We start from the raw sequence: 13,696 nt of genomic DNA, 5'->3' as shown, positions 1-13,696 counted from the left end.
TTCATTACCACAATAATCTGCGCTACTTCACAATCCACAGTCTAAATATAACCTAAAAATCTAAGAGAGTAGTTCTTTCAATGTCAGTGGATGTTTGGTTAATTCCAAATTTTGGGCGGCGGTGAATCCATGTTTATCTTGGTAGCACAAATTGTGCCAAGCACGAAAAATATCCAGCATTGGTTGTAGGCCGCCAGGGCGAAGTTTGCGCCTCGGTTCGTTGATAAAGCTTTCGAACAACAGTTGGAAGCGTTTTTGATAGAACTCTGTTTGCTTAATCGATGCTTTATCGAGCCAAGCTTCGGGTGTTGGATTGTCTCCTGCCAAATAGCAAACACCTTTGACAGCCTGTGCCTGATTGGCAATAGCCCAGCGATCTCGCCACCATCCCATGTGAACAATGTCCGTTTTATTCACGGAATGTCCATTTTGCCATTGCGGATCTTCCTCAACGTACATCAAGTCAACATTCTTACGCTTGATTCGCGGCAAACAGACGCTCAATGCGGCAGAACGTAAAACCGGATCTTGAGGCAGATAGATAGAAACTCGCTTATCTTCAAGGCACAAATCCAGCACGTGGAGGAAGTGGGCATAAGAGGTGTAAGGAGGGCGAATCAAGGCGCCTTTAGAAGGATAATGAAAAGTGGTGAGGTTACCCATGGGGTCTTCTACATTACCACGGGCTAAAATTGTTTGGTATTTCTGATCAATACGCTCACGTAATAGCGGAGATGCGTCAGGAGTGGGTAGATTCGCCTCGGATGAATGTTCACGAGAAACAAAACGCGCGGGCGAGTGATAGGGGTTGTGATCAAGCTCGCCAGCAGGCTCTTCATTGGCGGAATAGTTTACGTGCTGACAGAGTATATAACCTGTTTTGGCTTCACCTGTTGCAAACCACAATACGCTGTTGTCGCTATGGGGTTGGAGCGGGATATAATTGCAAGCCAGTTCATATTGGTTTGCATGATTCACCCAACGCGCATCAATCATGGCCAGTTTTCGCCGACAGCGACTGGCAATGTGCTCGACATGATCATAAAACGTTTTTGGGTTGATGGATAATTTACGGCAAATCTCTCGCACCGAATAACTCATGAAGAGTAGGCCGAGTAAGGTTTCTTGAAAAGCGAGTTTTTTGTTGGCTCCTGACCACTTATCAACAAAGGTACTCTGACAAGCTTTGCAACGGTATCGCTGGCGATCGCCGCTGTAGCCAAAAGCGTGATAGAGATGTTTGTGCGTATGAACAGATAAACCGAAATTTTGGCAATCATCACTGCGGCAAGCGGGCAATCCGTCGCTGTGAAGCTGTCTTAAACGGTGTAATTCGTTTAACACTTCTCGGTTGTTAAGTAAGGGGGGGAAGGCTCCACATTCACGACAAACCATCGTTGGACGCTTCGGGTTTACGCGCTGCAGAACGTACCGTTCGGCTTCACTCAGTCCAAAGTTGTCACACGCCAATGTTTTACAAAAGTTGAGTTGTAAACCATCTGCGTCCTTGGGTAGTTGGTCGTTGGACACAATCGCCCCCTCGGGGTAATTTAATGCTGCCAATTTGGGTGAGCAGCTGAGGTTTAAAAATTAGATACTAATCGCGGTTTCAAGCGCGACTTTCATCATGTCGTTAAAAGAGGTTTGGCGATCTTCAGAGCTTAATTTCTCACCGCGAATGATGTGGTCTGACACGGTAAGAATTGTCAATGCTTTTGCGCCTAGATCCGCTGCAACGCCATAAATACCGGCCGCTTCCATATCCACACCTAAGATACCAAGCTTATTCATTTTTTCGAATAAATCACCTTCAGGTGTGTAGAACAGATCAGCGGAAAACACGTTGCCTACCTTCACGGGTACGTTTTGTGCGCGGGCTTGATTGACGGCCGTTTCAAGCAATCCGTAATCCGCAATCGCGGCGAAATCGTGGTTATTAAAACGGATGCGGTTAACTTTGGAATCGGTTGAAGCACCCATACCAATAACGATATCCATTAGATTGACATCGTCACGAACTGCGCCACAGCTACCAATACGGATGATATTTTTTACACCGTATTCTGAAATCAACTCGTGAACATAAATCGAGCATGATGGAATGCCCATACCGTGGCCCATAACGGATACTTTTTTACCTTTATAAGTACCGGTATAACCGAACATATTACGAACATCACAAACCTGTTTAGCGTCATCTAAAAAAGTTTCAGCAATGTATTTTGCACGTAATGGATCGCCTGGCATTAGAACGGTTTCAGCGAAATCACCAACTTGTGCATTAATGTGTGGGGTTGCCATCGTTATTACTCCAAAGTTTTCGAGTCAGCAATTCATTTCTCTAATCAGATAAATTACTAATTCTGTTGAATCTGATGTGTTTTGTTGAGGCAATACTAGCCATGCATGGCAACTCTCCTTGAGAGATTGGTCACAGAATGAAGGTTAATACCCTTTTTTGAGTCCATTGATAACTAAAAGTGTTGGAAGTGGTAAGGCAATCGATTTGGGTAAACGTTTACCTTTTATGTGTACATAAATATATTTTGTATAAGTAGGTGAGCTTGTGCTATACATTATACAACAAATATTTTTGTACACGAGGCGATGATGAGTAATCCTGAAATTCGTATTGGTGTCAGTGCATGTGTGCTAGGAGAGCAAGTCCGTTTTGACTCTGGCCATAAAGCGAGTGACTTTGTAACTAAAGAACTCACCAATTATTTCTCTTTTATACCTGTTTGCCCAGAAGTTGGAATTGGCTTAACGGTTCCTAGGCCTACCATTCGCCTGATCTCTCACGAAGAGCGTTTAGCGCTGGTTGAAACTAAAGATGAAACCAAAGATTACACACAAGCCATGTTCGATTTCTCAGAACGAAAAGTCGATGAACTCGAATTGATGAAATTGCGTGGTTATATCGTTTGTGCTAAATCCCCGACATGTGGCATGGAAAGAGTCAAAGTCTATAAGCATCAACGAGCAGACAAAGAGGGCGTTGGGCTTTATACCGCCACTTTAATGCGTAAAATGCCGTGGTTGCCTGTGGAGGAAGATGGTCGTTTGCATGATCCAGTGCTTCGCGAAAACTTCATTACGCGTGTCTACTGTTTACATGACTTTTATCAATCGATAGGTGACAACCCGACACCGGGCAAAGTAGTGGCCTTTCATTCACGCTACAAATTGACGTTAATGGCCCACCACCCGCAAGCGTATCGAGAACTCGGTCGTTTGGTGGCTGAAGTCAAGCAGCATCCGCCACAGTATTTTATTGAGCACTACCGCCAAGGGCTAATGGATGCGCTCAAACACAGAGCGAGCCGTAAAAACAACACCAATGTTCTAATGCACATTCAGGGTTACTTCAAACGAGCCTTAAACAAAGAGCAAAAGGCAGAATTAGCTCAGGTTATTGATGATTACCGAACAGGTGTTCTTCCTTTACTTGCGCCTATTACGTTGCTCAAACACTACATAAAAATGTATCCCGATGCTTATTTGCAGCAACAGCACTATTTGTCGCCTTATCCACAAACGCTAAGGTTACGTTATGGACTATGAGAACGATCCGGCTGAGAACATGATGACTGAAAAATTATACGCTATTCGAGACGTTGCTGAGATGACGGGAGTAAAGCCAGTGACCTTGCGTGCATGGCAGCGCCGCTACCATCTTGTTCAGCCACAGCGAACAGACAAAGGGCATCGCCTTTATTCACAAGAGGATATCGCGACGATTCGCACCATTCAAGGCTGGCTGGCGAAAGGGGTTTCGATTGGTAAAGTGAGTGCATTGCTCAGTGGCAGTGAAAGCATCACCGATGCTTTGGCAAATCATGGCTCAGAGCTTTTAGAGCAAGAACAATTGCTGCAAGCTTTAGTGGATCTCAATAAAAGCAAAGCAGAATCAACCATTGCCACGGTATTGAAAGAGTATCCGTTAGAGATTGTTGAGCGGCAGTTTGTCTTTCCTGCTATCGATACCTTAGAGCGGGTTAAAGGACCGCTGCGCAGTTTGCAAAAAGGGCTTTTTCAGGCACTGATGATCAGCAAGTTGAGCTCGATCATTGAAGCGGAAAATAAAGCGGCGACTAAGGGGAAATGTCTTTGCGTTAATCTTGATCCGACATCGAGCATACTGGCTTGGCTATGGTTCGTGGGAAAGGTGGAAGCGGGTTATAACCTCACTATCTTAGATGGTGTCGAAGATCTTACCGCTCTTGTTGATCATGATGCTTTAGCAAACTACCAACAGGTTGCGCTGTTTGCTAATCGCTCTTTTACGGAGCAGCAAGTTCAAGCGTTACGGAAATTGCGTATCTCACTGGGAGATAAGCTTTCGTTGTCAGATGTGGTTGCTCGTCTGCACCATTCGTTAGATTAATCAGTAAGGATGTACAGTGAAATTACTCTGGCTGCGCCGAGATTTACGATCCGTAGATAATACGGCATTACATTCCGCCATTGATGGAGAAGAGCCTGTTGTTGCCGTATTCATTGCAACGCCAGCACAGTGGCAAAAACATCATCTTGCCCCAATGCAGGCAGATCTTATTTATCGGCGTTTATTTGAGCTGCAACGTGAACTGCAAGTACTCAATATTGCTCTATTGTATGAGGAAGTCGATGATTACGCTGATGCTGCGCAGCAGATTGCCACCATGGCTAAGCAGCTTAATGCCAGCGCAGTGTTGGTTAATCGCGAGTATGAAATCAATGAGTTGCAGCGTGATGAGATGGCGAGCCAGTTTTGCCTAGAGCACCAGATCGAGTGGCGAGCATACGACGATAAGTGCATTATTGCGCCCGGTTCGGTCAAAAACAAGCAAGGTGATTATTTCAAAGTCTTTACCCCTTTTAAACGAGCGTGGTTATCACAAGCAGCTATCCCTCAAATTTTACCAACGCCTATTTCGGCACATTATGGACCTATAAAGGATCTTGATCCGTTGCTGTGGAGCGAACACCGCTCGTTCAGCTACCCACGCATCAGCAGTGATCATTGGGTGGTCGAGTTCGATGCAATTCGCGCTAAATTACGCCAGTTTTGCCGTGATAAGGTACAGAATTACCACCAGCAACGTGATTTCCCCGCGTTGGATTCGACCAGCGCACTGTCGCCTTATCTCGCAACAGGGGCGCTTTCTGCGCGTCAATGTATGGCGCGCCTATACGCTGAATCGCAACATATTGGGTTGTCAGAAGGGGCGCAAACTTGGCTGAGCGAAATTATTTGGCGTGAATTCTATCAGCATCTGATCGGGTTTCGTCCTGATCTCTGCAAAGGAAAAGATTTTGCGCCTTGGGGGAAATATGTATCTTGGTGGGAGAACTCAACGGCCTTTGAACGTTGGCAGCAGGGGCAAACCGGGTTCCCTATTGTCGATGCGGCGATGCGCCAACTCAATAAAACGGGGTGGATGCATAACCGATTAAGGATGGTTGTGGCCAGTTTTCTAACCAAAGATCTGCATATCGATTGGCGACTTGGTGAGCAATATTTTATGCAAACATTAGTGGATGGCGATTATGCATCCAACAATGGTGGTTGGCAGTGGTGCGCTTCAACAGGGTGTGATGGGCAACCTTATTTTCGAATTTTTAACCCTACCAGCCAAGGGGAACGTTTTGATCCGAAAGGTGATTTTATTCGTCAGTGGATACCTGAATTGGCTTCGTTGCCAGATAAGTACATCCACACGCCTTGGAAATGCCCTGCCGTCAATTCCTTGTCATATCCCGCGCCAATGGTTGATCACAAAGTAGAAAGAGAGATAACCTTACAGCTCTATAAAGACGCCAAGGATACCTGATCACCATGCTACGCAAGCTACTCTCTTTGTGTTGTTGCTGGGGCGCGTTCAGTGTGAACGTGTTCGCCGCGACTTATGATTTTCCCGCCGAAGGCAGTAGCATGGTTGGTCGAACTCAATATCATGTGATTGAGCAGGGCGAAACCCTAGCGCAAATTGCAAAGCAATACGATGTGGGTTTTTTATCTTTGATGGCGGCTAACAAAGGAATTGACCCATTTTTGCCGCAGCAAGAGTTTGTGCTAACCATTCCTTCACAAATTATTTTACCGCGCGTGGCTTACGAAGGCATCGTCATCAACTTAGCGGAACTGCGGCTCTATTACTTCGAGCCTGAAAAACGCAAAGTACATATTTTCCCCGTGGGAATTGGCCGTATTGGTCGTGACACGCCTGAAATGGAAACCACTATCAGCCAAAAACGGCCGAACCCAACATGGACACCTCCTCAATCGATCCGCACTGAATATAAAGCGAAAGGTATTGAACTGCCTGCGGTGGTGCCTGCTGGTCCAGATAACCCGCTTGGCGAATACGCGCTTCGTCTCGCTTATGGTGCGGGTGATTATTTGATCCACGGTACTAACAAAGATTTTGGTATTGGTATGAGAGTCAGCTCAGGTTGTATTCGCATGGATCCCAAGGATATTGAATGGCTGTTTAAGCAGGTTCAGCGTGGCGAGAAAGTGAAAGTGATTGATGAGCCTATAAAATTAGCCTTAGAGCCAGACCGAAGCGTATTTCTTGAAGCTCATGAACCTTTGACTCGTAGTAACGGCAGTAAAAAAGAGTTGCAGGTACCGCAAGAACTTCGCTGGTGGTTAGATGAATTTAACAAATCCGATGCGAAAGCGAGAGCGGTGATCTTGGCGCAAAATGGTGTGCCTGTCGAAGTAGTGGCTGCCGATTTTTCAACCGCATTAGAATAAAGGAATAAGTCGGTGAGCGTATTGGATGGGTGTGTTAATGGGGTGGAATGTTAATAATATTAATAAAAAGGCTTGAATTAACAAGCCTTCGTAGCCATTTTTGTCATGAAAAATAACGAAATTATTTCGTGTATGACTGAGCAATATTATCGATACGCTCGTTTGCACGAGCGGCTTCTTCTTGCGCAGCAGTAGCGGCATCAGCCGCTTGGCTTACTTTAGACGAAAGTGTCGATTGCTCGCTCTTAAGTGCAGAAATTTGATCACTAAGTTGGCTAACTTGATTGCTTAGCTGATCCATTTTCGTCATTTCTACTCCATCAGGTCCTGATGCGCAACCAGCAAGTAGAAGTATAGAAGAAGCGGTAGCTGCAATTAACATCTTGTTCATTATGGAACTCCTGTTTATAAAATTATTATCAATGACGCCTATCCCTTGATGACTTGAAGTATCAGAGGCTGTTTACCTGTAATATCAAGTCGTTTGGGGACCATTTTTTTTGGAAATCATCTTATAGCGACGAACTCAATTGTAGACACTATTTTAGGCTTCACACAGTGGGTAAACGTCAAAATAACCCAAGAATTTCAATTTATGCTCATTTACTCCGCTATTTCTCATCGTTAAGATGCGTATTTTTTTATTTTCTTATGCCTTGAAAAAGTGTACGTGCTGATTATTTTTATGTGATCTCTATCTATCTAAGCGCCTTTCGGGCTATCATATTGCGTTTTCATTCTGACCTCTTGCCCTATTTACTGTGGCAACTTTACAAATTTTTGGAGAATCCTTTGCAGTTTAAAGATTTAGGCTTAGACAATCGCTTATTGAAGACCCTCAAACACTATGACTTCAAACAAGCGACAGAGATCCAACAACAAGCGGTTCCCGTGGCGATTGCAGGTAAAGATTTGTTGGCATCCTCTAAGACTGGTTCGGGTAAAACATTAGCGTTTGTTTTGCCAATGCTGCATAAGTCTCTTAAAACTAAAGCGTTATCAGCAAAAGACCCTAGAGCTCTGATTCTTGCTCCGACACGTGAGTTGGCCAAACAAGTGTACGGTGAGCTGCGTACTATGCTCAGTGGGTTGAGCTACGAAGCAACGCTGATTGTGGGCGGTGAAAACTTTAACGACCAAGTAAAAGCACTGCGCCGTTTCCCCCGTTTTATTGTGGCGACTCCTGGTCGTTTAGCGGATCACTTAGAGCATCGCTCGTTGCGTCTTGATGGTTTAGATACGCTGATCCTTGATGAAGCTGACCGCATGCTGGACCTAGGTTTTGCGCCGGAACTACGCCGTATTCATCATGCGGCGAACCACCGTCGTCGCCAAACACTGATGTTTTCCGCAACGCTTGATCACGGCCAAGTGAATGACTTTGGTACCGAGTTGCTTAAAGATCCAAAACGCATTTCGATTGGTGTTGCCAACGAAGAGCATAAAGACATCACCCAAAAATTCTACCTCTGTGATCATCTCGATCACAAAGAAGCCTTACTCGAACGCGTGCTGCAAGAAGCCGAATATCGACAAGTGATCATTTTTACCGCAACTCGTTCTGATACTGAGCGTTTAACGCTTAAACTCAACGAGCAGAAACTGAAAGCCGTTGCGTTGAGTGGTAACTTAAATCAAAACCAGCGCAACACCATCATGAGCCAGTTTGAGCGCGCTGTATTTAAAATTTTGGTCACGACGGATGTGGCTTCACGTGGCCTTGATATCGCGAATGTGACGCACGTGATTAACTTTGATATGCCCAAACATACGGAAGAGTATGTGCACCGTGTTGGTCGTACAGGCCGTGCGGGTAATAAAGGTGATGCAATCTCGCTGGTTGGCCCAAAAGACTGGGACAGCTTCAAGCGCGTGGAAGCTTTTTTGCAACAAGATATCGAGTTCTCTCAATTTGATGATCTAAAAGGTAAATTTACTGGGCTAAAACCACGTGTTGCGGCCTTTAAGAAAAACGCAGCCGCTAAGACCAAAAGTACTAAGCCTAAGGCGCATGCCGTCAATAAGAAGCCCGTTAAACGCGATAAAACCTTTTATCAGAATGTGGCAGTGGGTGATGCGGTATTTGTGCCGAAAAAAAGAGTTGCACCTAAAGTGGACGATGAGTAATGATGATCGTCATGGCAGTATGAGCTTGTTGTATAGGAGGCTCTGATCCTTCAACATACAATATTGTCTGAAAAAAATATATTATCCGATAACTTAGCTTCTTATAAAAACACCGCTCAATTAGCGGTGTTTTTATATATAAATGAAGGTTTTTTTCTAATTTTCTTAAATAATAATTAATATTGTTTACTGTAGCAGCAATCTAGATAATATTATAATTAGTTTTCTTAAGCATTCTCTTCAATTTCAATAGGTTTAGTGAAACTTAAAGAATGATTTAGTGCTAATGGAATTAACCAACGTAAATTTTCAATTATATTACTGGGTAATTCATCACTTCGTAATTGTATAATTTCTTCTTGTTCAATAGTTTTGGTTGAATAGACCTTATCACTAAAAGTAAAAAAGAAATGGACACGATAGTTATTTGGCCTAGTTAGTACACAAAACAAAGTCCAATCATCGGGTTGAGTAATGACTCCAGCCTCTTCTTCGAACTCTCTTGCCATACTTTGATGAGGAAGTTCATTTTTTTCTATTTTCCCACCAATTCCATTTAAAAGACCATTTTGCCAAGCTGGTGTTAACTTTTTGATTAATGCAACCTGACCGCCATTTTTTGAAAACATAAAGCCAGTGACGTAATAAATCATGCACATTGTTCCAAACTTTGAGTGAAAGCCTGCGTAACCCCATGGTGGTCTAATTGGATCGTTTGATTACGGTCAGCACCGTAAGAGATATATCGAATAGGAGCACTGATCCGTGACTGAATAAATGTAAGGTACTTAATTAAATTTTCATGAAAATCAAAAGATTGCAATTCTTCATTAGGTAGTTGAGGCCAACTGTCTAATTTGGTATAGCTTGGTTTTACTTGATCAAAATGCAATAAGGCTTTGTCGGTGCAGACTGTTTGACCATGTAATGTATAACCTGTACAAATCCAAATTTCGTCCATTCCAGCAAGAACATCGATATTGGTAATTGCTACTTCATTGACGCCATTTAAACGGATAGCATGCTCAATCAGTGCAAGGTCTAACCAGCCACAACGTCTAGGGCGTTGAGACACTGTGCCATATTCACGACCTCTCACGCGAATATACTGGGCGATATCGCCATTAATTTCAGTAGGGAAGGGGCCATTACCTACACGAATCATATAGGATTTCATTACACCCAATACATTGAGTTTATCAGCGGGAATACCAATATAAGCAAAGCAGCTTTGAATTAATGTTGAATAGGCAACAGTATAAGGATAGGTTCCGAAACTGTTATCAAGGTATGTGGCTTGAGAAGACTCTAATAATATGTCATGCCCTTCTTTAAGGAGCTCTGCAATCGCTTGGTTCGTAAAATGGAAATAAGGTTTTAATTTTTGACCTAATTCTAGTAGACGTTCCACTTCTTGCTCAAAACAGAGTGTTAATTCACCTTCAAACACCGCTTCAATTTGCTTAGTTCTAATTTTCCAGAGGAGTTCGAGTTTTCGACGTAGCACTGGCTTATCAAGAGTATCCTCCAGTCGAATACCCAAACGATTTGATTTATCTTCGAAACAGGCACCAACACCAACGCCAACAGAGCCTATCTTCTTAGTACCTTTGTACCTTTCTGACGCTTGGTTAAGCTGAGCATGGATAGTAAGTACAATGTGGCAACGAGGATCGATAAAAATCTTGCTATGTGGACAAGTGATCGTCATAAATTCAATTTCTTGTACTAATTTTTCTAAACTGATAAGCGCACCTTGGCAGACATACAGACATTTACCATCGGATCGGGTTGCTGGTAGTTGAGAAAATGCAGATCGCTGGCCGTTGACTACTACAGAATGTCCGGCATTGGCTCCGCCATTAAATCTGGCAACATGCTGATAATGTTGAGATAATAAATCGACAAACTTACCTTTTCCTTCATCGCCGAACTGAAGTCCTACAATGGCTTTAAACATGTTTTTTCTCCTTAACAAGATAATCGGCAAGTGTTACTGCTTCAATCAGCGTGTTTACTACAGGTTTTCCCGTCGCGGCTAAACGCTGATGGTTGAATGTTCCCCCTGAATAGAGGATCGAAGCGAGTCCCAGCTCTTGAGCTGAATCCGCATCATCCGCCGTATCTCCAATAACCACTATTTCCTCTTTTTTTACCCCCCAATTATTGATGAGATTGTTAACGTGTTGTTTTAGATGAGCGTATTTTCCTTCTGTTGCTAGAGGGGTGGTACGTCCATGAATTTCAGTAAAATGGCTACTGATTCCGAAAGACTCGAGCATTTTTATTAATAAGTCGCGTTCCATTAGTGAACAGATGGAGTGTCGTCGACGCTTATGCAGTAAATCGAGCACATCTTTCGCTAAAGGTGCGTCCAATATTTCATGCTTATAGATAGTGCTAAATTTTTTACCGATATTTTCCCATTCAATTAGAGTTGGCTTACGACCTAAAACTTTACGATAGAAATCGTATACAGGTACGCAATAGAGTGAACGGTACTCTTCTGAGTTTAGAGGGAGTACATCAATATTCATTAATGCCACATTGGTAGCTTTGAGAGAAATATGAAAATCATCTAACAAGGTGCCGTTCCAATCCCAAATAATATGAGCTTCCATAGTGCCTCCTTGTGGACTACTGAAAGTTGGAGTTGTGTAGTGCCTTCGTATTTAAAATTTCTTGAGTATATTAATGATGTTCTAACTGTGAACAATATGTAATCATGGATTCAAAGGCAGAATCATGAATTCCAAGAGTAGATAAAATATTGAGAACATTTTTTGAGTAAGATAACCATTCTTTTATGGTCGTTTTATTATTTTTAGATACTTTATCTTGTTGTATTAATTGTTTGAGTAAATTATGATGGCGAACATTCCATGGTGTTAAATAATCTAATTTTGCCAAATCAAAAACAGTATCTTGGTGTTGATATCCTTTTACTCTTAATAGTTTTTCCCAGTGTAATTCGATAGCTGCAATTTTTGCATTGATTTTATAATAGTCTTTTAATATGCATTTGGTTAAGTTTAGCGTCTTACCTGTCCCGCAATTATCATCTAGTACCAGTACGGATGTATTGAGATCAAGCTCATTCCCCCAAATGTAGTGATTACTGTTACTTATGTCATCATAACAAGAGATCTTAATGTAGTTGAGTTGGCTAAGATGATATGCAGAATAAATTGCTGCGTTTGCTGCACCTCCAAATAAGATTCCTACGCATATATCAAAACGAGGGATTTTCATTATTGAAATTAAAGTTAGTAAGTGGTTATCTCCTTCTAAATAAACTCTAGGTGTTAATCTTGCAATGCTCTGCGGTAAAGATACAATATAGTTACCTAGGGTGTTTATATCCTTTCCTGTTAAATAGTTTACAATTTCAACTGCTATTTCTTGTACTTTCCTTATATGGTATTTAATGGCATCTTTCTCTTGATATATAACAAGTATATCTAATATCCTGAGCAACCCATTAAAAATATGGTCTAATAATATATATTTAATGTGAATATTATTTGTTTCGTTAATTCTATGATAATAATCAAAAATGTCTAGTGTAAGTTCGAAGCATGTCAATTGGTAATAATATCTATGGCCTCTTGATAAATAAAAATTCTCGGTCTTTTTTAATTGAAGATCATTGATGAAAACTAAATCTAAGTTGGTAATGTTCGCAGTAGGTATAACAATTTCTCCTAATAGGCCTACATCAGATAAATCGACTCTGAACGGGCTCATTTTTATTGAGTTTTTGTGCATACTGGATAAACCTCTCAAGTTGGTGTCGCTGAGTATGAATAACTTGTCCTAAGACACTCCCTTCTGTCCCAAGATGTTTTAATCGCGTGATATCTTGTTCTGATGTAACACCTCCACCAGATACTATCGGGGTTTGAGTTTTAGCTATGACTTGTTCAAGTAGAGTGAAATTTGGATGATTCATCATTCCACCACGCTCTATGTCTGTCACCACATAGCGTGGGCAGCCGGACTTATCTAACCATTCGATCACATTCCATAAATCACCTTGTAATTTATTCCAACCACGTGTTGCTAATTTATATTTTGAATTTTTATGGCTCACATCTAAAGCAACTGCGATTTTATCTCTATGTTTTTTAAATAATTCATCACAGAGTAAAGGTTGCTCGAATATCATAGAGCTAATATTAACTCTAGAGCATCCAGCATCAATGTATTTTTCTAAATTATACTTACTCCGTATACCACCACAAATTTGAGTATTCATTTTACTATCAATATGTTTGATGGTTTTAATTATTAAATTTATATTATTTCCAATCCCTGATGCTGCATCAAGATCAACAATGTGAACCCATTTTGCACCTGATTCAAAATAATAGTCAACGACATCGAGTGGATCGCCGATGATATCTTTTATTGAATTTTTATTCATTGTAAAATCTATAGCAGATCTTGAAGTTAAAGCTTTACCTTCTACAATATCAAGCGATGGAAATAAATTAAAATCCAACATCTCTTAAATCCTTAAATTATTTAGTATGACAATATTATTTTATGGTGCGCGGTCTAATTACATCGATTAGTGTTTAAACTCTAATTTGTGTGATTGACTATTTAATAATTTAATTCATTTTTTGTCTTGAGCAGAAGCTAAATTAATATTTTTTTATAGTCAAATAAAAAGTTAAATTATAATGTATAGTTTGATTGTGATAGTGGTTTTGGCTTCTTTTTCTGATAATTCTATGCTTATCCATAATATTTATATGGCTTTATGTTAGGGTGGAATAAATAAGCATGAACTAAAAAATAGAAAGAGAAATGTTATGG

At 41.5% G+C, this 13,696-nt stretch carries 13 protein-coding genes; 5 read left to right on the top strand and 8 right to left on the bottom strand.

Annotation, left to right across the window (positions count from 1 at the left end; all coding sequences use genetic code 11):
* Nucleotides 1-60: 60 nt before the first annotated feature.
* Nucleotides 61-1,530, bottom strand: coding sequence for a lactate dehydrogenase (locus CCZ37_RS18345; RefSeq protein ID WP_094501980.1), 1,470 nt, complete (start codon nucleotides 1,528-1,530; stop codon nucleotides 61-63).
* A gap of 60 nt (nucleotides 1,531-1,590) precedes the next feature.
* Entirely contained in the window at nucleotides 1,591-2,301 is a 711-nt protein-coding gene (gene deoD / locus CCZ37_RS18340) for a purine-nucleoside phosphorylase (protein WP_094501978.1), read from the bottom strand.
* Nucleotides 2,302-2,610: 309 nt separating this feature from the next.
* On the opposite strand from deoD, the gene CCZ37_RS18335 reads away from it, so the two are divergent.
* Genes CCZ37_RS18335 through CCZ37_RS18320 form a run of 4 tightly spaced genes read left to right on the top strand, consistent with a single transcriptional unit; the run spans nucleotide 2,611 to nucleotide 6,745 of the window.
* Nucleotides 2,611-3,564 (top strand): YbgA family protein, encoded by a 954-nt coding sequence (locus CCZ37_RS18335; protein WP_094501977.1) that lies wholly within the window; start codon nucleotides 2,611-2,613, stop codon nucleotides 3,562-3,564.
* Entirely contained in the window at nucleotides 3,554-4,387 is an 834-nt protein-coding gene (locus CCZ37_RS18330) for a MerR family transcriptional regulator (protein ID WP_010317560.1), read from the top strand. The genes CCZ37_RS18335 and CCZ37_RS18330 overlap by 11 nt, the downstream gene beginning before the upstream one ends.
* Before the next feature lie 16 nt (nucleotides 4,388-4,403).
* Complete coding sequence (gene phrB / locus CCZ37_RS18325; protein WP_094501975.1) at nucleotides 4,404-5,816, top strand: deoxyribodipyrimidine photo-lyase; 1,413 nt, start codon at nucleotides 4,404-4,406, stop codon at nucleotides 5,814-5,816.
* 5 nt (nucleotides 5,817-5,821) lie between these two features.
* The gene (locus CCZ37_RS18320) at nucleotides 5,822-6,745 is read left to right on the top strand and encodes a L,D-transpeptidase family protein (protein ID WP_094501973.1); all 924 of its coding nucleotides are present in this window, start codon (nucleotides 5,822-5,824) and stop codon (nucleotides 6,743-6,745) included.
* A 121-nt stretch (nucleotides 6,746-6,866) separates the two neighbouring features.
* On the opposite strand, the gene CCZ37_RS18315 is transcribed toward CCZ37_RS18320, so the two are convergent.
* Complete coding sequence (locus tag CCZ37_RS18315; protein WP_010319826.1) at nucleotides 6,867-7,136, bottom strand: Lpp/OprI family alanine-zipper lipoprotein; 270 nt, start codon at nucleotides 7,134-7,136, stop codon at nucleotides 6,867-6,869.
* 389 nt (nucleotides 7,137-7,525) lie between these two features.
* Here CCZ37_RS18315 and CCZ37_RS18310 point away from each other — a divergent pair, with 389 nt between their 5' ends.
* A complete protein-coding gene (locus CCZ37_RS18310; protein ID WP_010319827.1) occupies nucleotides 7,526-8,872 on the top strand; it encodes a DEAD/DEAH box helicase in 1,347 nt (448 codons plus the stop codon).
* 227 nt (nucleotides 8,873-9,099) lie between these two features.
* Here the strand turns inward: CCZ37_RS18310 and CCZ37_RS18305 are convergent, their stop codons facing one another.
* The 5 genes from CCZ37_RS18305 to CCZ37_RS18285 form a co-directional block, all read right to left on the bottom strand.
* Nucleotides 9,100-9,525, bottom strand: coding sequence for an NUDIX domain-containing protein (locus CCZ37_RS18305; RefSeq protein WP_094501971.1), 426 nt, complete (start codon nucleotides 9,523-9,525; stop codon nucleotides 9,100-9,102).
* Nucleotides 9,522-10,832: an adenylosuccinate synthetase gene (locus CCZ37_RS18300; protein ID WP_094501969.1), complete on the bottom strand. Its 1,311-nt coding sequence runs from the start codon at nucleotides 10,830-10,832 to the stop codon at nucleotides 9,522-9,524. The genes CCZ37_RS18305 and CCZ37_RS18300 overlap by 4 nt, the downstream gene beginning before the upstream one ends.
* Nucleotides 10,825-11,493, bottom strand: coding sequence for an HAD family hydrolase (locus CCZ37_RS18295; protein WP_094501967.1), 669 nt, complete (start codon nucleotides 11,491-11,493; stop codon nucleotides 10,825-10,827). Before CCZ37_RS18295 ends, CCZ37_RS18300 begins: the two co-directional genes overlap by 8 nt.
* 70 nt (nucleotides 11,494-11,563) lie before the next feature.
* Nucleotides 11,564-12,640 carry a hypothetical protein gene (locus tag CCZ37_RS18290; RefSeq protein WP_094501965.1) on the bottom strand — a complete coding sequence of 359 codons (1,077 nt, stop codon included), beginning with the start codon at nucleotides 12,638-12,640 and terminating at the stop codon, nucleotides 11,564-11,566.
* Nucleotides 12,591-13,379, bottom strand: a complete 789-nt coding sequence (locus tag CCZ37_RS18285) for a 1-(5-phosphoribosyl)-5-[(5-phosphoribosylamino)methylideneamino] imidazole-4-carboxamide isomerase (protein ID WP_094501963.1) — start codon at nucleotides 13,377-13,379, stop codon at nucleotides 12,591-12,593. The genes CCZ37_RS18290 and CCZ37_RS18285 overlap by 50 nt, the downstream gene beginning before the upstream one ends.
* Nucleotides 13,380-13,696: the final 317 nt, after the last annotated feature.

Source organism: Vibrio qinghaiensis, assembly GCF_002257545.1.
Lineage (GTDB): Bacteria > Pseudomonadota > Gammaproteobacteria > Enterobacterales > Vibrionaceae > Vibrio > Vibrio ordalii.
The sequence above is the reverse complement of the archived record's forward strand: the minus strand, read 5'-3'. Positions and strand labels throughout refer to the sequence as shown.